General features: G+C 70.0%; 21 protein-coding genes and 1 riboswitch. Of the genes, 7 read left to right on the forward strand and 14 right to left on the reverse strand.

Annotation, left to right across the window (positions count from 1 at the left end; genetic code table 11):
* Positions 1-2 precede the first annotated feature (2 nt).
* From xylB to Apa02nite_RS12485, 3 genes are all read left to right on the forward strand, one after another.
* Entirely contained in the window at positions 3-1,403 is a 1,401-nt protein-coding gene (gene xylB / locus Apa02nite_RS12470) for a xylulokinase (RefSeq protein ID WP_203825187.1), read from the forward strand.
* Positions 1,404-1,582: 179 nt separating this feature from the next.
* Positions 1,583-3,952, forward strand: a complete 2,370-nt coding sequence (locus Apa02nite_RS50980; protein WP_239164273.1) for a pectinesterase family protein — start codon at positions 1,583-1,585, stop codon at positions 3,950-3,952.
* Between the two features lie 366 nt (positions 3,953-4,318).
* On the forward strand, positions 4,319-5,782 hold the full coding sequence (locus Apa02nite_RS12485) for an MFS transporter (RefSeq protein WP_067695828.1): 1,464 nt from the start codon (positions 4,319-4,321) through the stop codon (positions 5,780-5,782).
* Here Apa02nite_RS12485 and Apa02nite_RS12490 read toward each other — a convergent pair.
* From Apa02nite_RS12490 to Apa02nite_RS12520, 7 genes are all read right to left on the reverse strand, one after another.
* Complete coding sequence (locus Apa02nite_RS12490; RefSeq protein ID WP_203825188.1) at positions 5,696-7,306, reverse strand: glycoside hydrolase family 13 protein; 1,611 nt, start codon at positions 7,304-7,306, stop codon at positions 5,696-5,698. The two genes, Apa02nite_RS12485 and Apa02nite_RS12490, sit on opposite strands and share 87 nt — an antisense overlap.
* A gap of 63 nt (positions 7,307-7,369) precedes the next feature.
* A complete protein-coding gene (locus Apa02nite_RS12495) occupies positions 7,370-8,065 on the reverse strand; it encodes an HD domain-containing protein (RefSeq protein ID WP_239164274.1) in 696 nt (231 codons plus the stop codon).
* 66 nt (positions 8,066-8,131) lie between these two features.
* A complete protein-coding gene (locus Apa02nite_RS12500) occupies positions 8,132-9,178 on the reverse strand; it encodes an MHYT domain-containing protein (protein ID WP_203825190.1) in 1,047 nt (348 codons plus the stop codon).
* 196 nt (positions 9,179-9,374) lie between these two features.
* Complete coding sequence (locus tag Apa02nite_RS12505; protein ID WP_014688232.1) at positions 9,375-9,518, reverse strand: GPGG-motif small membrane protein; 144 nt, start codon at positions 9,516-9,518, stop codon at positions 9,375-9,377.
* A gap of 47 nt (positions 9,519-9,565) precedes the next feature.
* Positions 9,566-10,318 (reverse strand): metallophosphoesterase family protein, encoded by a 753-nt coding sequence (locus tag Apa02nite_RS12510; RefSeq protein WP_203825191.1) that lies wholly within the window; start codon positions 10,316-10,318, stop codon positions 9,566-9,568.
* A complete protein-coding gene (locus tag Apa02nite_RS12515; RefSeq protein ID WP_067695811.1) occupies positions 10,315-10,563 on the reverse strand; it encodes a hypothetical protein in 249 nt (82 codons plus the stop codon). Before Apa02nite_RS12515 ends, Apa02nite_RS12510 begins: the two co-directional genes overlap by 4 nt.
* Positions 10,564-10,571: 8 nt before the next feature.
* On the reverse strand, positions 10,572-11,156 hold the full coding sequence (locus tag Apa02nite_RS12520) for a nucleotidyltransferase (protein WP_067695808.1): 585 nt from the start codon (positions 11,154-11,156) through the stop codon (positions 10,572-10,574).
* 140 nt (positions 11,157-11,296) lie between these two features.
* On the opposite strand from Apa02nite_RS12520, the gene Apa02nite_RS12525 reads away from it, so the two are divergent.
* Positions 11,297-12,052 carry a nucleoside/nucleotide kinase family protein gene (locus Apa02nite_RS12525; RefSeq protein WP_203825192.1) on the forward strand — a complete coding sequence of 252 codons (756 nt, stop codon included), beginning with the start codon at positions 11,297-11,299 and terminating at the stop codon, positions 12,050-12,052.
* 24 nt (positions 12,053-12,076) lie between these two features.
* On the opposite strand, the gene Apa02nite_RS12530 is transcribed toward Apa02nite_RS12525, so the two are convergent.
* Positions 12,077-12,760: an SDR family NAD(P)-dependent oxidoreductase gene (locus tag Apa02nite_RS12530; protein WP_203825193.1), complete on the reverse strand. Its 684-nt coding sequence runs from the start codon at positions 12,758-12,760 to the stop codon at positions 12,077-12,079.
* A 546-nt stretch (positions 12,761-13,306) separates the two neighbouring features.
* Here Apa02nite_RS12530 and Apa02nite_RS12535 point away from each other — a divergent pair.
* A complete protein-coding gene (locus tag Apa02nite_RS12535; protein ID WP_067695799.1) occupies positions 13,307-14,308 on the forward strand; it encodes a sigma-70 family RNA polymerase sigma factor in 1,002 nt (333 codons plus the stop codon).
* A gap of 65 nt (positions 14,309-14,373) precedes the next feature.
* On the opposite strand, the gene Apa02nite_RS12540 is transcribed toward Apa02nite_RS12535, so the two are convergent.
* The 3 genes from Apa02nite_RS12540 to Apa02nite_RS12550 all read right to left on the reverse strand — a co-directional run bounded on the left by Apa02nite_RS12540 (position 14,374) and on the right by Apa02nite_RS12550 (position 16,508).
* The gene (locus Apa02nite_RS12540; RefSeq protein WP_239164275.1) at positions 14,374-15,336 is read right to left on the reverse strand and encodes a C40 family peptidase; all 963 of its coding nucleotides are present in this window, start codon (positions 15,334-15,336) and stop codon (positions 14,374-14,376) included.
* A gap of 13 nt (positions 15,337-15,349) precedes the next feature.
* Positions 15,350-15,498, reverse strand: a riboswitch (cyclic di-AMP (ydaO/yuaA leader).
* A gap of 178 nt (positions 15,499-15,676) precedes the next feature.
* Positions 15,677-16,000, reverse strand: coding sequence for a DUF3817 domain-containing protein (locus tag Apa02nite_RS12545; RefSeq protein ID WP_067695792.1), 324 nt, complete (start codon positions 15,998-16,000; stop codon positions 15,677-15,679).
* A 76-nt stretch (positions 16,001-16,076) separates the two neighbouring features.
* Positions 16,077-16,508 carry a hypothetical protein gene (locus Apa02nite_RS12550; protein ID WP_203825194.1) on the reverse strand — a complete coding sequence of 144 codons (432 nt, stop codon included), beginning with the start codon at positions 16,506-16,508 and terminating at the stop codon, positions 16,077-16,079.
* A gap of 100 nt (positions 16,509-16,608) precedes the next feature.
* Between Apa02nite_RS12550 and Apa02nite_RS12555 the strand changes: the two genes are divergently transcribed.
* Positions 16,609-17,130 carry a DUF1360 domain-containing protein gene (locus tag Apa02nite_RS12555; RefSeq protein ID WP_203825195.1) on the forward strand — a complete coding sequence of 174 codons (522 nt, stop codon included), beginning with the start codon at positions 16,609-16,611 and terminating at the stop codon, positions 17,128-17,130.
* A 324-nt stretch (positions 17,131-17,454) separates the two neighbouring features.
* Entirely contained in the window at positions 17,455-18,294 is an 840-nt protein-coding gene (locus Apa02nite_RS12560; protein WP_239164276.1) for a GAF and ANTAR domain-containing protein, read from the forward strand.
* A 115-nt stretch (positions 18,295-18,409) separates the two neighbouring features.
* Here the strand turns inward: Apa02nite_RS12560 and Apa02nite_RS12565 are convergent, their stop codons facing one another.
* Genes Apa02nite_RS12565 through Apa02nite_RS12575 form a run of 3 tightly spaced genes read right to left on the reverse strand, consistent with a single transcriptional unit; the run spans position 18,410 to position 20,966 of the window.
* The gene (locus tag Apa02nite_RS12565; protein WP_203825197.1) at positions 18,410-18,721 is read right to left on the reverse strand and encodes an antibiotic biosynthesis monooxygenase family protein; all 312 of its coding nucleotides are present in this window, start codon (positions 18,719-18,721) and stop codon (positions 18,410-18,412) included.
* A 53-nt stretch (positions 18,722-18,774) separates the two neighbouring features.
* Positions 18,775-20,481 (reverse strand): MDR family MFS transporter, encoded by a 1,707-nt coding sequence (locus tag Apa02nite_RS12570; protein ID WP_203825198.1) that lies wholly within the window; start codon positions 20,479-20,481, stop codon positions 18,775-18,777.
* On the reverse strand, positions 20,478-20,966 hold the full coding sequence (locus tag Apa02nite_RS12575) for a MarR family winged helix-turn-helix transcriptional regulator (protein WP_067695776.1): 489 nt from the start codon (positions 20,964-20,966) through the stop codon (positions 20,478-20,480). The genes Apa02nite_RS12570 and Apa02nite_RS12575 overlap by 4 nt, the downstream gene beginning before the upstream one ends.
* Positions 20,967-20,979 lie beyond the last annotated feature (13 nt).

Genomic DNA, 20,979 nt, shown 5'->3' on the forward strand with positions numbered 1-20,979 from the left:
CCATGGCGCTCGTTGCCGGGATCGACAGTTCGACCCAGTCGTGCAAGGTGGTCATCCGGGACGCCGAGACCGGGAAGCTGGTCCGGGAGGGCCGGGCCGCGCATCCGGACGGCACCGAGGTGCATCCGGACGCCTGGTGGGCGGCGCTGCAGCAGGCGATCGCCGAGGCCGGTGGCCTGGACGACGTGGCCGCGGCCTCGGTCGCCGGGCAGCAGCACGGCATGGTCGTGCTGGACGAGAACGGTGACGTGGTCCGCCCGGCGCTGCTGTGGAACGACACCCGCAGCGCCGGCGCGGCCGCCGACCTCATCACCGAGCTGGGCGGCGGCGCCGCGTGGGCGGAAGCGGTCGGCATCGTGCCGGTCGCCAGCTTCACCCTGACCAAGCTGCGCTGGCTGGCCCGCAACGAGCCGTCGCTGGCCGATCGGGTCGCCGCAGTCTGCCTGCCGCATGACTGGTTGACCTGGAAATTATCCGGATCTACCGACATCTCGGACATCAGGACCGACCGCAGCGACGCCAGCGGGACGCTCTACTGGTCCGCCAAGACCAACCAGTACCGTCCTGACCTGCTGGAACTAGGGTTCGGCCGACGGATCCAGGTGCCCGAGGTGCTGGGCCCGACCGGGATCGCCGGTCACCTGCCCAACGGCGCGCCGCTGGGGCCGGGCGCCGGCGACAACGCGGCGGCCGCCCTCGGCACCGGCGCGCTGCCCGGCGACGTGATCGTCTCGATCGGCACGTCCGGCACGGTCTTCGTCTCGTCCGACGCGGCGCCGGTCGACCCGAGCGGCACGGTGGCCGGTTTCGCCGACACCACCGGGCGGTTCCTGCCGATCGTGGTCACGCTCAACGCGGCCCGGGTGCTGGACGCGGCGACCAAGCTGCTCGGCGTCTCGCACGACGAGCTGTCCCGCCTGGCGCTCTCCGCGCCGGCCGGTGCGGACGGCCTGGTCCTGGTGCCGTACCTGGAAGGGGAGCGGACCCCGAACCGGCCGGACGCCACCGGCGCGATCCACGGGCTGACCCTGAAGACCTCCGACCCGGCGCACCTGGCCCGGGCCGCGGTCGAGGGGATGCTCTGCGCGCTGGCCGACGGCCTGGACGCGCTCGTCGGCCAGGGTGCGCAGGCGAACCGGATCGTGCTGGTCGGCGGCGGTGCGCGGAGCGAGGCGGTGCGCCGGATCGCGCCCGCGCTGTTCGGCAAGCCGGTGCTGGTCCCGCCGCCCGGCGAGTACGTCGCGGACGGTGCGGCACGGCAGGCCGCGTGGGTCACCGCGGGCGGGGACGTCCCGCCCGCCTGGTCCGCGGAAACCCCTTCGTCGTACGAGGACGAGCCGGTCCCACTGATCCGCGAGCAGTACGCCGCCGCCCAGCACGCCGTGCTGGACCGCCCCCGCTGACCAGTCCCGGTCCCGGCTGGCTCTCAGGGGTGCCTCACCTGCGTTGAGGCACCCCTGAGCACCAGCCGGTGACATCTTTTTCGCGGAAACCTGTTGTCGCCCCGTCGCGGCCACATCTACGTACTCGACAGCCGGCCGACCCCCCTCGGCCGATCCCCGTACGTAGGAAGGGATCCGCAGTGGCATCTCGCAAGCGGAAACTGTTCGGCGCGGCGGCCGCCCTGGTCGTACCGGCCGGCCTGATCGGCTGGGCGGTGCTGCCGTCGAACGCCGCGACCGTCCCGGCGGCCGGCACCACGTACACCTTGGCGGTGACCAAGAGTGGCAAGTGCCTCGACGTGCCCGCGGCCTCGAAGGACAACGGCGCCCTCCTGCAGCAGTGGGGCTGCACCGCAGGTGCGGCCTGGCAGCAGTTCACCCTCGTCGCGTCCGGCGCGAACGTCCTGATCCAGAACGTGAACAGCGGCAAGTGCCTCGACGTGCCGGGCGCCTCGACGGCCTCGGGCACGCAGCTGCAGCAGTGGGGCTGCGTGGGCTCGCAGACCAACCAGCAGTTCACGCTGACCGCGAGCGGCACCGGCACCTACCAGATCGTCAACGTCGGCAACGGGCTCTGCGTCTCGGATCAGGGCGCGTCCACCGCGTCCGGTGCGGCGATCATCCAGGAGACCTGCACGGCCAACTCGAACAAGCAGTGGACGTTCACCCCGGTCACCACCGGTGGCGGATCCTTCACGGTGGCGGCGGACGGCACCGGCACCTACAAGACCGTGCAGGCGGCGATCGACGCGGTCGGCACCGGCAACACCAGCCGCAAGACGATCACCATCAAGCCGGGCACCTACCGGGAGATCGTCACGGTCCCCAGCACCAAGCCGTTCCTCACGCTGCAGGGCGGCGGCGACTCGGCCGACGACGTGGTGATCGTCAACAACCGCAGCTCGGCCGGCGGGTACGGCACCGCGGGCAGCGCCACCGTCACGGTCAGCGGCAAGGAGTTCGCCGCCACCAACCTGACCGTCGCCAACGACTACGGCGAGGGCAGCCAGGCGGTCGCCGCGAACCTGAACGCCGACCGGCTGGTCTTCGACAACGTCCGGTTCCTCGGCGCGCAGGACACCCTGCTGGTCAACACCGGGCGCAGCTACGTCACGAACTCCTACGTCGAGGGCACCGTCGACTTCATCTTCGGCGGCGGCACCGCGGTCTTCAACGCCACGAAGGTCTACCAGAAGCGGACCAGCGGCGGCCCGATCACGGCGGCCAAGACCGACGCGGCGGCCGCGTACGGCTTCCTGTTCTACAAGTCCACGGTGACCGGCGCCGCGAACAACGTGACCCAGCTCGGCCGGCCGTGGGGCGCCGACGCGCAGGTGCTCTACCGCGAGTCGAGCCTCAGCGCGACGATCAAGACCGCGCAGCCGTGGACCGACATGTCCTCGAACACCTGGCAGAACGCCCGCTTCCTGGAATACAAGAACACCGGCTCGGGCGCGACGACCAACAGCAACCGACCGCAGCTGACCGACGCGCAGGCCGCCACGTACACCCCGCAGAAGTATCTGGCCGGCTCGGACGGCTGGAACCCGATCACCGCGGTTGCCGCCACCGCGACCCCGACCGCGACCGCGTCCGCGTCCACCGCCCGGACCTGGTCGGACACCGCGGACGGCTTCGCCTCCACCGGCGGAGGCACGACCGGTGGCGCGGCCGGCACCACGGTCACCGTCACCACGCTGGCCGACCTGACGAAGTACGTCACCGCCACCGAGCCGTACGTGATCAAGGTGGGCGCGGCGATCACCGTCACGCCGAAGGGCGCCGAACTCAAGGTCAAGTCGAACAAGACGATCGTGGGGGTGGGCACCAAGGGGCAGATCCTGCAGGGCGGGTTCTTCCTCGGCGCCGGGGTCCGCAACGTGATCATCCGCAACCTGACGATCAAGGACGCGGCGATGACCGAGGACGACCCGGACGACAAGGTCTACGACTACGACGGCATCCAGATGGACACCGCCGACCACATCTGGATCGACCACAACACGATCACCAACATGAACGACGGGCTGATCGACAGCCGCAAGGACACCACGTACCTGACCGTGTCGTGGAACGTGCTGTCGAACGAGAACAAGGCGTTCGGGATCGGCTGGACCGACAACGTGACGGCTCGGATGACCATCCACCACAACTGGATCCACGACACCAACCAGCGCAACCCCAGCGTGGACAACGTGGCGCTGGCGCACCTCTACAACAACTACATGCAGAACATCACCTCGTACGGGAACCTGTCCCGGGGCTCGACGAAGCTGGTGCTGGAGAACAGCTACTTCGACAACGTGGCCAACCCGTACAACGTCGACGACCTGACCAAGGGCCAGCTCAAGCAGTCCGGCAGCGTGGTGGTGAACTCGACCGGCAAGCAGGTCACCAACGGCGCCGCGTTCACGCCGTCCAGCTACTACGCGTACACCCTGGACGCCGCGGCGGACGTGCCCGCGCTGCTGAAGAAGTACGCCGGCCCGCAGGCGACCATCGGCAACTGACCCACCTCAGGACGGCCGGGTCCGCCTCGCGGGCCCGGCCCAGCCGATGCGCGGCGAGAAACCCGTCGACCGCTTTCGACCAGGGAAACCGCTCGGCCTGCGCCCGGGCCGGGGACGGTGAGCACCCGCCCGTACGAGAAATGCTCGTCGGAGGCACCCGGACCCGGCACGACCGGGACCGCCCGGTGTCCCGCCTCCTGATATCCCCGGCCGAGTTCCCGCAGCGCGGTGCGCAGACCGCCGGAGGTCGCGTGGGCGAAGTTGGCGATCCGCACGATGCGCATGTGACCAGATCATCGAAAGCCGGGGCCGGCCCGGCAACGCGGCCCTGTCCCCCGGCCGAACTCTCGCTAACCTCTACCCGTGATGGGCAGCGGCGGGACCGCGCACCGGGTGTACAGCGTCGTGGTCTTCGTGATCCTGGCGTCGCTCGACAACGTCGCGATCGGCATCGTGCCCCCGCTGTACGGCAGCATCGGCGACGACTTCGGCCTCGGCGAGGGCCACATCGCGCTGGCCACCACGATCATGTTCCTGACCAGTGCGGTGGCCGCGATCGGCTGGGCGTACGCCGGCGACCGCACCGACCGCAAACCGGTGCTGCTGGCCGGCACCGGGATCTGGATCGCCGGCACCGCCTGGTCCGGCCTGGCCGGTGGTTACGCGTCGTTCCTCGGTGCGCAGATCGTGGCCGCGGTCGGGCTCGGCGCGGTCGCCTCGGTGAGCTTCTCGGTGGTCAGCGACCTGATCTCGCCGAAGCGCCGGGGACTGGTGATGAGCTTCTGGGGCCTGTCGCAGGGCGTCGGCACGCTGGCCGGCACCCTGGTCGGCGGGATTCTCGGGCACACCGACTGGCGGCAGCCGTTCCTGGTCACCGCGGTCGCCGGGTTCGTCGCCGGGGTGGCGTACCTGTTCACCTACAACGTGCCGCGCGGCGACAGCCAGCCGGAGCTGGCCGGGGTGGAGTACGACGAGCGGATCCACCACGACCACCTGCCGGTGATCCTGGGCCGGCGCACCAACATCTGGCTGATCCTGCAGGGCGGCACCTCGCAGATCGCGTTCGGCTCGCTGGTCTGGCTGCCGGTGCTGTTCCGGGCCCGGGCCGAGGACCAGGGCTACTCCACCGGCACCGCGGTGCTGGTGGGCAGCGTGTTCGCGACGATCTTCCAGCTCGGTGCGGCGCTGTCGATCCTCGGCGGGCTGGCCGGTGACCGGTTGCAACGTCGTACGCCGCGGGGCCGGGCCCTGGTCGCGGCGGTCGGCGTGCTCGCGGCGGTGCCGTTCTACATCGTGCTGTTCTTCGTCCCGATGACGATCACGGTGCCGGACGGCGCGGCCACCGGCGCGGTGATCCGCGGGGTGCTGGACAACGTGGTGACCGAGCCGACCGTCGCGGTCTGCCTGGCCGTCGCGGTCTTCGCGCTGATGCTGACGTCGGCGAACTCGCCGAACTGGTTCGCCATGATCGCCGACGTGAACCCGCCCGAGCACCGGGGCACCGTCTACAGCCTCGGCAACCTGGTCAACGGCGCCGGCCGGGCCGGCGGCAACGCGCTGGTCGGGGTGGCCTTCCAGCGGCTGTCCGGCGTGTTCCCGCCGCCGCTGAACTACGCGGTCGGGCTGGCTGCGTTCCAGCTCTTCTTCATCCCCACCGGGATCATGTACTGGCTGGCCAGCAGGACGGTGGCGGCGGACATGACCGCCACCCACGCCGCCCTGCTGGCCAAGGCGTCCGCGAGGTCAGACCGCGGCCCAGACCGTGACGTCGGTGGGCACCCGCCCGTCGCCGTCGAGCGGCTCGCTGCTCAGCAGGACCCGGGCACCTGACGGCAGCTCGGCGGCCTCCTGACCGAAGTTGGTCAGCACGAGGATCTCGCCGTTGCAGAAGGCCAGGACGTCGCCCTCGGTCGCCGACCAGACCAGTGCGCCGTTGCCGAGGTCATGCTCGCGCCGGGCGGCCAGCGCCGACCGGTACAGCTCCCAGGTGGAGCCGGCCACGCCGATCTGCCGGTCCAGGGCGTACTCGGCCCAGATCGCCGGCTGCGGCAGCCAGCTGTCGTCGCCCGGACCGAACCCGTACGACGGCGCGTCCGCCTCCCACGGGATCGGCACCCGGCAGCCGTCGCGCCCGCGCTCGGTGTGCCCGGACCGTTCCCAGGCCGGATCCTCCCGGACCTCGTCGGCGAGCGTGGTGTGCTCCGGCAGCCCCAGCTCCTCGCCCTGGTAGAGGTACGCCGAACCGGGCAGCCCCAGCATCAGCAGGCTGGCCGCCCGGGCCCGGCGCAGGCCCAGCCCGGTGTCCGGCTGCGGGTCGCCGATCCCGATGCCGGGCTTGCGTCCGGTCTCGGCCGGGAAGCCCAGCCGGGACGCGTGCCGGACCACGTCGTGGTTGGAGAGCACCCAGGTGGTGGTCGCGCCGACCGCGCCGGTGGCGGCCAGCGAGGAGTCGATCACCGCGCGCAGCTCGGCGGGCAGCCAGGGCGCTTCCAGGTAGGGGAAGTTGAACGCCTGGTGCATCTCGTCCGGGCGGACGTAGCGGGCCAGCCGCTCCTCGGGCTGCACCCAGGCCTCGGCGACCAGGATCCGGGCCGGCGAGTAGCCGTCCAGCACGGTGCGCCACTCGCGGTAGATCTCGTGCACGCCCTCCTGGTCCCACATCGGCGGCGGCGGGCCGACCGGGTCCAGCCCTCCGAGCACCACCGACGGCTGGGTCCAGTCGGTCAGGTCGGCGTCCTTGATCAGGCCGTGCGCCACGTCCACCCGGAAGCCGTCCACTCCGCGGTCCAGCCAGAACCGCAGGATGTCGAGGAACTCGGCGCGCACCTCGGGGTGGTCCCAGTTCAGGTCGGGCTGGGAGACGTCGAACAGGTGCAGGTACCACTGGCCGTCGTCGGTCCGCTGCCACGCGGAGCCACCGAAGACGCTCTGCCACGAGTTCGGCGGCTCGGCCCCGTCGCGGAAGATGTAGCGCTCCCGCTCCGGGCTGCCGGGCGGCGCGGCGAGGGCGGCCCGGAACCAGGCGTGCTCGCTGGAGGTGTGGTTCGGCACCAGGTCGACGATGACCTTCAGACCGTGGTCGTGTGCCGTGGCGATCAGCTTGTCGGCGTCGCCGAGGCTGCCGAAGCGCGGGTCGACGTCGCGGTAGTCGGCCACGTCGTACCCGGCGTCGTGCTGCGGGCTGACATAGAAGGGTGAGAGCCAGACGGCGTCGATGCCGAGCTCGCGGAGACGGGGCAGGCGCGTGGTGATGCCGGGCAGGTCACCCATGCCGTCGCCGTTGGCGTCGGCGAACGAGCGCGGGTAGATCTGGTAGATGACGGCATCGCGCCACCAGGCGTCAGTGGAGGGCATGCCATCAGCGTATTCGGGCGGCTGGGCTCACTCGTCCAGGATGGCGGCTTCGGGCGGCCGGGCTCACTCGTCCAGGATGGCGGCGAAACGCTCCTCGGCGAGGTCCAGCTGGTCCAGGATGTGCTCCTTGGCCTGGGTGGAGAGCGGCGTGTCCGGCCGCCCGATCAACTCGCGCAACTTCGGCACCAGCGGGCGGTACTTGGTCGCCGACCGGTGCGCCTTGTCCAGCGTGGTGTGGATCACGCCGACCCCGTTGTCGGTGAAGTCGGAGATCTTGATGACCCGGGCCCACGGGCTGCGGTCCAAGCTGTCCGCGACGTGCTCCCGGTACTGCTCGTGCCGGTCCCGGCGCGGGTCGTACTCCGGGTTCGTGACCGACCGGACCAGATCGGAGACCCGCGGGTTGAACCGGTTCGCGAGCACGCCCAAGGCCGCTTCAGTGGCTTTTTCGTACGACGTGTCCGGCGGCAGCCCGGCCAACTCGGCCGGATGATCCTCGACCGCGTCGTGCAGCAGCGCCGCCACCAGCACGTCGACGTCCCGCACCGCGTAGTACCGGATGATCCGGATGGCCACCCGCAGCAGATGGTTCAGATACGGCTCCCGCACCCGCCGGTCGGCCGCGTGCAGCGTGGTGGCCAGTTCCAGGGCCTCGGTCAACTGTTCCCGTTCCCCGTCGGGGAAGGTCTCCAGCTCCAATCCGAACCGTTGCCGGAGGCCGGCCTCGCCGTACACCTCGGTGATGGCGTGCAGTGGCATCGAGAGCAGCATTCTTGGTGCCATGCGGATCAGATATACCGGATCTTCGGCCGTGGCGGGGAACCCTTACGTGCCGGATGTGGCCGGACCCGCGACCGGACCCATCGGACCACCCGGTTCAGCGAACGGCTCCCGGGGGATCAGCGGCGGGATCGGGGTGACCGTGGGGACGTTCGCCACCACCGGCTCGAACGTCGCCGAGCCGGTCGCGGGGCGGGGCGCCGGCGACGGGCGGCCCGACCCGGCGGCCCGTCCGGTCGCCACCGCACGGGCGGCCGGGGACATCCGGATCGCGCCGATCGAGCCCTGTCGCAGCGCCCAGGGTTGCGCCGGTTCGGCGTGCACACCGCGCTTCGGGGTGCCGGCCCCGTCGGTGAACTCCTCCTCGGTCATCGCCTGCAGCGCGCTCAGCGCCACGCCGACGATGGTGGCCGCGGTGATCAGGGTGATCGGCACGATCATGGTGAGCGGCCGGATGCCGTTCTGGACCGGGACGATCGCCGGGTCCATCCGTACCGACATGGCGGCCATCCCGGTGTAGTGCATGCCGCAGACCGCGATCGCCATCACCGCGGCGGCGCCGGCCACCCGGCCCAGACCGCGTACCGAGACGGTGAACCACAGCGCGGTCGTGCAGGCCACGATCGCGATCAGGGCGGACGCACCGACGAGCATCGGGTCGTAGTGCACCACCGCGGAGAGCCGCATGCCCTCCATCCCGGTGTAGTGCATGGCCAGCACGCCGCCACCGGTCAGCACGCCGGCCGCGACCGTCTTGGCCGGGCTGGGCGCGCCGTGCCCGACCACCATCAGCCCGATCCCGACCGTCACCACCGAGAAGAGCAGGCTGAGCAGGGTGACCGGCAGGTCGTAGCGCACCGGGCTGTCCGGGACGTCGAAGCCGAGCATCGCGGCGAAGTGCATCAGCCAGATGCCACCCCCGCCGATCGCGAAGGCCGCGATCACCAGCCACCGGTTGCGCCGGCTGCGACTGTGCGCGTTACGGGCCCGCTCGGTGCAGAGCAGCCCGGCGAAAGATCCGAGGTAGGCCAGTAACGTCGCAGCTACCGGGTTGAATGCGCCATAGGTGAAGTGGTGAATATGAGCAGCCACTGACTTACCTCGCGAAGGTCGGCGTTGGTCCGCGGGGGATTGAGTCAGACGTCAGCTGTCCTACATCGCACCTTGTGTGCGTTGATGCACCAAAGAGACCGGAAACGCGGGCAACGAAAAACCGGGACCGTCCCGCGTCTGGCGCGAGGCGATCCCGGTTGCCGATGCCGACAGTTGGGGGTGTGGGGGATGCCGATCAGGTGAAGATGCTGACGCCACCGGGGCCCACGAGCAGGCCGACGATGATCAGCACGACACCCCAGAGGATCTGGCGCCGGAACAGCGCGAGGATACCGGCGACGACGAGGATAACGGCGAGAATCCAGAGCAGTAGGTCCATGTCACTGCTGGTACCCGATGTCCGAAAATCGAAAACCTGGTTCCGGATCACACATTTACGAGCGCGGTGTCCTTCGTGTCCACGGTGTCGCTGAGCAGCTGATACACGTTGTACGCCTGCTTGATGACCGGGTGCGCGACGTTGCGCACCGGCACACCGCCCGGCGTCCGGCCCCGCTCCGAGCCGTGGTGCGCGTGCCCGTGCAGGGCCAGCGCGGTCGGCGCCTCGTCGATCGCCTGCCCGAGCTGATAACAGCCGAGGAACGCGTAGATCTCCAGCGGTTCCCCGGCCAGTGTCGCCGGGACCGGCGCGTAGTGGGTCAGCGCCACCAGCGCGTCGCACTCGATCGATCGGAGTGCCTCGCGCAGGGCGGTGGCGTACCGCTCGCTGGTGCCGACGAAGTCCTTCATCTCGCGCTCGCCGAAGTTGCTCGCGCAGGCGCCGGCGAACCCGCCGCCGAACCCCTTGGTCCCGGCCACCCCGAGCCGGTGCCCGTTCAGCTCCAGCACGGTCGTGGTGCCCTCCAGGACGGTGATCCCGGAGTCGGTGAGCACCCGGGTCACGTCGTCCTGCGCGTCGCTCTGATGGTCGTGGTTGCCGAGCACCACCACGACCGGCACCCCGAGGCCGCCGAACTCGGTGGCGAAGCACTTCGCCTCGTCCACCGTGCCGTGCCGGGTCAGGTCACCCGCGATCAGCAGCGCGTCGGCCCGGCCGGGCAGTTCCTCGAGGGCCGGTCGGAACCGGCCCACCACATCCTTGTCCACGTGGACGTCGCCCACGGCGGCGATCCGGATCATGAAATCTCCTCCACCTCGGCCGGGGCCTGGGTCCGGGTGATGCCGATGTCGCAGGCGATCTCCAGGTCCGGATAGTGCGCGGTGATCTGCCGGCAGATCTCGTCGCGTCGCGTCGCGCTCTCCACCTCGCCGCTGAGCACCAGCACGTTCTCCCGGCGCTGCACGGTGACGCCCTGTTCGGCGACCCGGTCGTGCTCGGCGAGCAGCCGCTGGATCTCGGCTTCCAGATCGATCTGTTTGGTCATCTCTGCCCCTACCCTCCTCGGACGACTGCGTCACGGGCCGGGAACGGCACGACGTCGAGCCGGTCCAGCAGGACCAGGAACGCCTCGGCGTACGGCGACGCGGCGGTCTCCCGCGCCACCCGCTCCCAGTCGATCAGCTCGCGCAGCGAGCGGGCGACCGGCAGCCCGTGTGCGAAGTCGCAGTGGTGCTGGCTGAAGCTCATCAGCTTGTGGATCATCAGCTGGGTCGCCGACAGCACCGGCATGTAGATCGCCTCGACCGAGATCCGCTCGGTGTCGGCAAGTGTCTCGTCGGTGACCGGTGTCTCCACCGGGCGGTAGATCAGATCCACCATCCGGCCCTCTTCGAAGACCTTGACCAGCCAGTCCTCCGGCGGTTCCTCGGTCTCGAAGCCGACTCCGGCCAGCTCCTGCAGGGCTCGTTCCTTGTCCTGCTCGCGGATCAGAAAGTCCACGTCGTGATCGCTGGAGTGCCCGCCGTGTGCGTACACGGCGAAACTCCCGCCCAGTGCGAAGGGGATCTCCGCCGTTTTGAGGGTCGCGGCGACACGCTTCATCGTGCCGGCCAGCCCCTCGTCGACGCGATGCGGCATGGTGACCTCCCTGTCAGGTGTCCAGTTGGTGACGACTACCCCGAGTGGCCACGCCTTGAACCCCCGGCGATCATTCTGATCCGCTTCCCGCCGGTCGCACCGTGGACCGCCGGGTGCGATACCCGGCTACCGTCAGTGGGATGTCGTCCCCCGAGCACCTCGCACCCGGGCGCCCCGGTGATCTGGCCGGCCCGCGCACCATCGCCCTGGTCGGCATCGACGGTTCCGGCAAGACCACCCAGGCCCGGCTGCTCGCCGCCGAGCTCGCCGCGACCGGCCTTCCCGCGGTCTACCGGCAGAACGCCGGTGGCCGGGCCTGGTTCGGCAAGCGGGCCGTGCGATGGGGCCGCCCGGACGCCGACGCGTTGCTCGGCCGCCGGGGCATGCTGCTCGTCGAGTCGGTGCTGCGCTGGCTCTCGATCGTCCGGACGCTGCTGCGCCGTGCGCTGCGCCGGGAGATCGCGGTGATGGACCGCTACGCGTTCTGCCAGTACGCCAGCCTGCGCGCGCGGGGTGCGCGCCCGGCCGCCGAGCGCCGCGCCCGGCTGGCCTACCGGCTGTTCCCGCACCCCGACGTCACGTTCCTGCTCGCCGTCGACCCGGCGGTGGCCCAGGAGCGGATCGACCGGCGCGGCACCGACCAGGAGTCGATGGAGTACCTGACCGCCGCCGACCGGGCCTACCGCTCACTGCCGGAGTTCCCGGAGTTCGTGGTGATCGACGCGAACGGCACACCGGACCAGGTGAGCGCCGCGATCCGGGCCGGTCTGGCGGCCGCCACCCGCCCGGCGGCACCGGCCCCACGCCGGATCCGGGTGCGGACGCTGGTCCTGGCCGGGGTGCCGGTGCTGGCCGGAGCCGCCGTTCTGGGCTGGCAGCTTGCTGAATCTCTCTAGTTCTCTCAAAGATTGCTGAGAGCGTCAGGCCTGGCCGTATACCGGGATCTGCGCGCCGCTGGTCGGTGACGAGACGTCCGAGGCCAGGAACACGATGGTGTCGGCGATCTGCTCCGGGCGCACCCAGCGGTCGTGTGCGGCGTCCGGCATCGACGCCCGGTTGGCCGGGGTGTCGATCACGCTGGGCAGCACGGTGTTGCAGCGCACGTTCTGCTTGCGGTACTCGACCGCGACGGTCTGCGCGAACGCCAGCACCGCGGCCTTCGAGGTGACGTAACCGGCCGCGCCGGGGAACGGCGCCACCGCGGCCCGGGACGAGACGCATACCACCGAGCCGCCGCCGGCCGCCACCAGGTGCGGCAGCGCGGCCGCCGTGACCAGGTAGGTGGGCCGCAGGTTCGCGGTGAACATCGCCTCGAAGTCCTCGACCGGGGTGTCGGCGATCAGCCCGCTCGCGGCGTACCCGCCGACCAGGTTGACCACGGCGGTGAGCGGGGCCGCCGGGTCGCCGGTGGCCGCCGCGACCGCGGCGCTGGCGCCGGCCGCCGTGGTGAGGTCGGCCGGGACGGGCAGCGCGCCGGCCGGCAGCCGGTCCTCGCTGCCGGGCCGGACCGGAGCGACGACGCGCCAGCCGGCGGCGAGGAACGCGACCACGGTGGCGGCGCCGAGCCCGCCGGTGCCGCCGGTCACAAGAGCAGTGTTGGTCATGCCAAGCATCCGAGCAGGTTGTCACCCGCTCGTGGGTGTGCGCTTGCTCACTTCACCGGACGTTCGAGGCCCGCAGCGGGAATGTCACCTGTTCGGGGAACGTCACCCGGGTAGGCGAGTGAACTACGGCCTGGGGTGGCGCATTGTGACCGATGGTCCCGTTCGGCCGCCGCGTCCGGGCGGGTGGGATCTTTTTGATGTTCACGTTTGTTTCAGGCCCGTCAGCGGCCGGTCGATGCTCCACGTGAACCCCAACGGCGGAAACCCCGTAGATAGAGGGTGACGAGCGTCGCGGCGCCCAAGGTGATGCCCGTCGCTGTGGACGATGAGAGGCCGATGGTGTTATGAGGCGCGCGACGGGTACCCGTCTATACGCAAGGCGGTCGCAGAGAGACCGCACTCAGCTACCGCGCACTGGGCTCTCAGGTAAGACCCAGGCATTCGTGACACTTTCGACCCACCAGCCGGAATCAGCGCAGGCAGTCATTTGTTGTGTAGATGTCAGCACCGCAATGCACGAGCCGCGGACGTTACGGGAGAGGGCTGATGGACGCAGGTAATGCCCGTAACAGGGTTAGTGACGGCAATGAGGGGACCGTGGGCAACGTGGAGAAGAACACCGTGATGCGTACCGACCAGGTTGCCGAGGAGCGCGACCTCGTCGGAGTCTACCTGCACGAAATCTCCCGGACGCCGTTGTTGGACGCCGCGCGGGAGGTCGAGCTCTCCAAGGCGATCGAGGCGGGCCTCTACGCCGAGCACCTGCTCGAGCAGGGCGAAGAGCGTCGCGGCATCAGCCGGGAGGAACTGGAGCGCCTGGTCACCGAGGGCTCCAAGGCGAAAGACCTGTTCATCCGCGCCAACCTGCGACTGGTCGTGTCGATCGCCCGCCGCTACGTGCGGTCGGGCATGCCGATGCTCGACCTGATCCAGGAGGGCAACACCGGCCTGGTGCGCGCGGTCGAGAAGTTCGACTACGAGCGCGGCTACAAGTTCTCGACGTACGCGACGTGGTGGGTGCGCCAGGCGATCAGCCGGGCCATCGCCCAGCAGGAGCGCACCGTGCGTCTCCCCGTGCACCTGGTCGAGGACGTCAACCGGATGCGCAACGTGACCCGCCAGCTCGTCCGTGAGCTGGGCGGCGACCCGGAGCCGGAGCAGGTCGCGGCGGCGCTGGGCGTGACCGTGGAGCGGGTCAACGAGCTCACTCGCTGGGCTCAGGACACCGTTTCGCTGGACACCCCGGTCGGCGACGACGGCGACACCAACCTGGGTGACCTGGTCGCCGACAGCGACGCGCCGTCGCCCGAGGAGATCGTGCTGAACGCGCTGGAGCGCCAGCGCATCGAGGGCCTGCTGAACCACCTGGACGACCGCTCGGCCGGCATCATGCGGGCGCGGTACGGCCTGGAGGACGGCCGGGAGCACTCGCTGACCGAGGTGGCCTCGCGCTTCTCGCTCAGCCGGGAGCGGATCCGTCAGCTGGAGATCCAGGCGCTCGGCCGGCTGCGTGAGCTGGCCCGGGCCGAAGGCCTGCAGGCCGCCTGATCACCTGACCGACAGAAGGCCGGTGCCCCGCGAGGGGTACCGGCCTTCTTCGTGTGCGGTGCTGGTTACTTGACCCGGCCGTATCCGTACGGGGTCATGATGTTGATCGAGCGGTGCAGCACATCTCGGCCGGCCGAGGGCGCGTCGATGATCATGCCGCCTCCGACGTAGAGCGCGACGTGCCCGAGCGATCGGTAGAACACCAGGTCACCCGGCTGGAGATCGGCCTTGCTGATCCGGGCCGTGGCGCTGTACTGCGCGGCGGCGTTGTGCGGCAGGGACTTGCCCGCCGCAGCCCACGACGCCATGGTCAGACCCGAGCAGTCGTACGAGTTGGGGCCCGCGTCGCCGAAGCCGTACGGCTTGCCGACCGCGCCGAACGCGTACGTGACCGCCTTGCCGGCCGAGCCCGGGATGTTCGGGATCTCGCCGGTGTACGACCCGCTGCTCTCGGTGGGGCTGCCGAACGCGGTCTCGCGCATGTCGAGCAGCTTGTCGAGGTCCTTCTTGATCTTCGTCTTCTGCGCGGACAGCTCCTGGACCTGGAGACCCTGCTTCTTCTCGGTGGTCTTGAGAGCCGCCTGGCGGTCGGTGAAGGTCTGCGTGGTGTCGGTGTAGGTGTCGATGTCCTGCTGGTTGGCCTTGCTGATCTGATCCAGGTAGCTCATCCGCTGCAGGACGCTGTCCTGGTCGCCGCTGAGCAGGATGGTCATCGGACCCACCCGGCCGGTGATGTACGACGTCGTGGCGATCGTCTGCATCTTGGAGGTGGCCTGGACCAGCGCGGCCTGGGCCGGCTTGAGCGAAGCGCTCAGCTTCACCGCGTCGGCCTTGGTCTTCTTCAGGTCGAGGCGCATCTTGTTGTACGCCTCGGTGACGTCCTCGAGCTTGTCCGAAGCCTTGTCGATCTGCTTCTTCAGCTCTTCCTTGGACGGGGCCGCGTGCGCGGCGGTAGCTCCCGACGTGGTGATCGCCAGCGCGGTCAGCGCGACCACCAGCGCCCGGAGCCTGGTGCGGGGGAGTGGCACGGGTCAGGGGCCTTTCTTCCGCTTGTGCCGCCTACCGGGTTAGCTGACGGGTTCGGGCTGGAAGAAGAGCCCTACCGCTGTGAAGCGGATTCACCCCCGGGACGTGGTTCCCCGGTTCGCAAGCGACGACTGATGTCGCCCATGATTCGGCGGCGTTGGCCGGCGCCATCGGAGGGTTTGTGGCTGCGGACCGAACCAACCGCATCAACTTATCGGTGCAGAAAACAAAATCAAGTCCCTGCCGAGTGTTTTCTGCCAATAGTCGCTGTTGCGAACTTAATCCCGATAACCGGCTGTTATTCGATCCACGCTGAGCGTTATTTCGCCCCGGTGGAACGGACTAATCGTTCAGCGCGGGTTCGAGCGCGGGATTGGTCGCCCAGTGCCGGGTGACCTGACGCTCGGCCCAGAACGAGAAGAACGGGATGGTGCCGGCCAGCATCACGATGATCATCCGGCCGAACGGCCACCCGGCCCGGCGGGACAGGTCGAACGTGAGAAGCAGATACGCCATGTAGAGGAAGCCGTGCAGCGGGCCGATCATCGCGACCACCGCGTCGTTGTCGCCGATGTACTTCAGCGGCATGCCGACCAGGACGAGGACGACGAGGAGCACGCCGACGATCCAGGCGATGGTCCGGTAACGAATGAGGGCGCCCTGCACGGGGGATCTCCTTCTTGCTCTCTGGCGATGCTAGTTCTCAGTAAAGGACAGGGCTAGCCCGCAGCGGGGGACGGGGCTAGCCCGTGACGGTGCGGCGGCGGGGATAGTCGGCCGGGCGGGCGCCGGGGTGCGCGGCCAGCCAGGTCAGGTAGTCGTTGTACGCCTCGAGCTCCGGATCGGACTCGGTGGCCACGGCCGGCCGGGTCGCGACCCGGACCGGGCGGCCCAGGGTGATCGGGGCATCCGGATCCCGCGCCGGCGCCGGCGCGTCCACGGCGGGCTGCTCGTCGGCGGGGCCGAGCTTGCGCCGGTGCAGCTGGATCTCGCGGATCCAGATGAACACCACGAAGCCGGCGAAGACCGGCCACTCGAACATGTAGCCCCAACTGAGCGAGTTGCCGTTCGTCGCCCGGCTGAACTGCCACCAGCCGAGCCCGAGACAACCCGCGGTCAGCACCAGCGCCAAGAGGTGCCGGGCGATCCACGCCGGAGTCCACAGCCCTTTCATGCCCCCGAGCCTACCGGCGGGTTTGGTGACCGCCCGCCCGGGCAAGCGTGCAGCTGACGGAACGGCTCTCCCGGCCTTCTGACGAAGGGACCCCCAACCCATGACCAGCCTGCAGGCTCGGGCCGCCGCGACGGCCCAGGCTTATTCGCCGCACGAGCACCGGCCCCTCAGCGGCTACGTCGTCGCGATGGGTACTTTCGGCGCGCTCGCGGCCAGCCTGGCGGCCGCCGCCAAGCTCACCGGCCGCTCCGCCCCGGACCGCCCCTCGCCGGCCGACGTGGCCCTGCTCTCGATCGCCACCCACAAGCTCAGCCGCCTGATCGCCAAGGACTCGGTGACCAGCCCGCTGCGGGCGCCGTTCACCCGCTACACCGAACCGGCCGGCGCCGCCGAGCTGAACGAGGAGGTACGGGACTCCGGCAGCAGCGTGCGGCACGGGATCGGCGAGCTGATCACCTGCCCGTTCTGTCTGGCCGTGTGGGTCGCCACCGGGCTGACCGGCGGGCTGGTGCTGGCACCCCGGCTGACCCGGCTCGCCGCGACCGCGCTGACCGCCACCGCGGTCTCGGACTTCCTGCAGATGGCCTACGACGTCGCCAAGCGGAAAGCGGAGGGCGACTGAACCTCTTTTGTAACTCGGGTCACAAATCCTACTGGAATCCCGATCGGGTGCCGAAGGTTGTGAACGGATGCCGGTGTTGCTTGTGTCCCCGGGCCTCACCCAACGCCTGCACGGAATACCAGTTCGGCTGGAGCCGTGTTGAGCCACTCGCCGCGAGGCGACCTGCACACCGGCATCTACTCTGCTCGGCCCCCGGTTCACCAGGGGGCCGAGTTGTTTTTCCGGTCGTACTTTCTGGTGCCAGGTGGGTTTAAACGGACAACACCCCCCGATAGGGGCACCGAACCGGGGCCGAGCCGGATCGACATGGCTAGGATCCGTCGGGTGTCAGTACCGCAACGTCGCGTACCGGCCGCGCAGCGCGGCATCCGGTCCCGCCGACGCGTCACCTCGGGTGACGCCACCCCGCCGGGCCAGGGCAGACGTCTCGTCGCCGGGGTCCGGCCCCGGCGTACCGCCACGCTGCTGTCCGAGGAGGGGCCGCACCCGGTCGAGCTGGCCGGGCTGCTGCACGAGGTCACCGTCCGGCTGCTGACGGCCGAGACCCTGAGCCAGGCGCTCGACCGGCTCGCTGCGCTCACGGTCGGCGCGCTGCCGGGCGCGGTCCGCTGTTCGGTCGCGCTGATCGGCGAGGGCGGGCCGGCCACCATCGCCACCGCCGGGTCCGCCGGTGAGGCGTCCGACCGGTCCCAGTACGCCCACGGCGCCGGTCCGGGGCTGGAGGCGGCACGGACCCGCACCCTGATCACCACGGACGATCTGGGGGCCGATGAGCGCTGGCCGGAGCTGACCGAGGCGGCCCGGGAGGACGGCATCGGCGCGGTGGCGGCGATCCCGCTGGACGTGCAGCGGACCGCGGTGGGCGCGCTCAGCGTGTCCCTGGGCCGGGCCGGCGAGGTCGGGCCGGATCTGCTGCTGACCGCGATGGCGGTGGCCGGTCAGGCCGAGGTGCTGCTCGGCGAGCTGCAGCGGCGGGAGGCGCTGACCGAGGGCGCCGTGGTGGACCGGGCGGTCGGCGTGATCATCGCCCAGCGTGGGTGCGGGGTGCAGGAGGCGTACCGGATCCTGCAGGACAGCGCCCAGCGGCTCGGCCTGGACCGCGGCACGGTCGCCGACCGCCTGGTCGCCGCCGCAGCCCGCCACCGCGGCGAACCCCACTCCTGACCCCGCAAGCGTGTGAAGTTTCGGTGCGGAGCGCACCCAAACTTCACACGCTCCGTGGGGCACGGTCGTGCGTGGGGACTTTGGGTGCGGAGCGCGCCGAAACTTCACACGCTGGTTAGGCGGTGGGCTTTTCGACGTGCTGGATGACCTCGAACTCGAGGAGGCTGGCGCCGGAGGCGACCGGCTTGGCGCGCTCGCCGGCATGGGCGGCCTTGGCGCTGCCCTGCGACCAGTTCTGGAAGGCCTCCTCGGACTCCCAGCGGGTGTAGACGAAGTACCGGTTGTCGCCGGCGACCGGGCGGAGCAGCTCGAAGGCGAGGAAGCCTGGCTCGTTCTCCACCGCTCCGGCGCGGGCGGCGAACCGCTTCTCCAACTCGGGGCCGGCGCCCTCGGGGACCTCAATCGCGTTGATCTTCACAACAGCCATGGGCCCCACGCTACTGGTACGGACGGGTGCTCCGTCCGTACCAGAAGCTCTTGTCAGTGAGCGGGACCGTCGCCGCCTGCCTTGACCCCGGCGGGGTTGCCGTCGCCGTCAGCGGCGGCCTCACCCTTCGCCTGCGCCGCGTCGGCGGCACGCTGGCCCTGCGCGGACCGCTGGCCGAGCGGGATCTCCGGGAGGAACAGGACCACGATCAAGCCGATGATCATGATGCTGAAGGCCATCAGGTAGACCACGTGCACGCTGTCCGAGAAGCCGACCTTGAACGGGTGCGCGATCACGTCGGTCAGCTTGCCGATGAACGACGTGTCACTGAGCGCGTCACCGCTGGTCGCCTGCTTGAGCAGCTCGGCCTGGCTCGGGTCGGACTGCAGCGCCTGCTGGAACTCGGGCGTCTTCTGCGCCGCGGTGAAGCGGTCGGCGATGTTGCCGGGCAGGACGTTGAACAGCACCGACAGGAAGACCGCGGTGCCCAGCGTGCCGCCCATCGAGCGGAAGAACGTGACCGCGCCGGTGGCCACGCCGATCTCCCGCGGGGAGACCGCGTTCTGCACCGCGGTGATCATCGGCTGCATGTTGCCGCCCAGGCCGAGGCCCATCAGCACCATCACCAGCATCGTCCGCCACAGCGGGGTGTCCGCGCCGACCAGGGAGAACAGGAAGAGCGCGATCACCATGAAGGTGCTGCCGATGATCGGGAAGATCCGGTACCGGCCGGTCCGGGAGATCAGCTGACCGGAGACGATCGAGCCGGCCATGATGCCGAACACGAACGGGATCATCTGCAGGCCGGCCATGGTGGCCGAGGAGCCCTTGACGATCTGCAGGTACAGCGGGACGGTCATCAGGCCGCCGAACATCGCCATGCCCAGGATGGTGCTGGAGGCCGCGCCGACCGCGACCGTACGGTTGCCGAACATTCGCAGCGGCAGCAGCGCCTCGTCCTTGTACGCCCGCTCGATGAACACGAAGGCGATGATGCCGACCACGCCGACCACGTAGCAGAGGATCGACCGGCCGGAGTCCCAGCCCCAGGTCCGGCCCTGCTCGGCGACGGTCAGCAGCGGCACCAGGCCGACGATCAGCGCGACCGCGCCCGGCCAGTCGATCCGGTGGCTGACCCGCTGGTGCGGCAGGTGCAGCACCCGGGCCACGACGGCCATCGCCGCGATGCCGATCGGCACGTTCAGGTAGAACACCCAGCGCCAGCCGTCCACCCAGAGGATCTGGTCCCGGCCGGCGAAGAAGCCGCCCAGGATCGGGCCCAGGACGCTCGCGGTACCGAAGACGGCCAGGAAGAAGCCCTGGTACTTGGCGCGCTCGCGGGGCGGGACGATGTCGCCGATGATCGCCAGCGCCAGTGACATCAGGCCGCCGGCGCCGATGCCCTGGATCGCCCGGAACGCGGCGAGCTGGTACATGTCGGTGGAGAGGCCGCAGAGGAACGAGCCGACGATGAAGATGCCGATGGCGAACAGGAAGAACGGCCGCCGGCCGTAGATGTCGGAGAGCTTGCCGTACAGCGGTGTCGAGATGGTCGACGTGATCAGGAACGCCGTGGTGGCCCAGGCCTGCAGGTCGAAGCCCTTGAGGTCGTCGGCGATGGTCCGGGTGGCGGTCGCCATGATCGTCTGATCCAGGGCGGCGAGGAACATGCCCATCATCAGGCCGGCGAGGATCGTGAGGATCTGCCGATGGGTGAATTCCGCGGCCGAGTCGTCGGCCCGCGGACTGGGGTGGCTCACGCGATCTCCCGTGGTGGTGCGCCGAGGTCGGTGCGCAGCAGCGCCTCGACGGAGCTATTGAATTCTTCGAAGAGCTGGGCGAAAGCGTCGACCCGGTCGGCCGGCCAATCGCTCAGCGCCCGCTCCAGCAGGGCGGTGCGGGCCGATCGCAGGCGCTCACAGGCGTCCACCCCGGTCTCGGTCACCGCCAGCCGGGAGGCTCGGCCGTCCGCCGGATCCGCCTCCCGCCGGGCCAGACCCGCCTTCACCAGCTGAGCGACCTGTCGGCTGACCGTCGACGGGTCGGACTGCTTGAGCTCGGCGAGGTCGGTCACTCGCATCGGTCCCATCGCACGCAACGGCAGCAACAGCATCAGCGCGGAGAACTCGGCACCGAGGTCCCCGGTCTTGAGCATGCCCCGGAAACGCGGTCCCATCCGGATCAACCGGATGATTTCGTCGGACAGCCGTGCGGTGCCGGCCGCGACTTTCTGCTCGTCGTGCACGTGATTGCCGTCC

The organism is Actinoplanes palleronii, assembly GCF_016862315.1.
Classification (GTDB): domain Bacteria; phylum Actinomycetota; class Actinomycetes; order Mycobacteriales; family Micromonosporaceae; genus Actinoplanes; species Actinoplanes palleronii.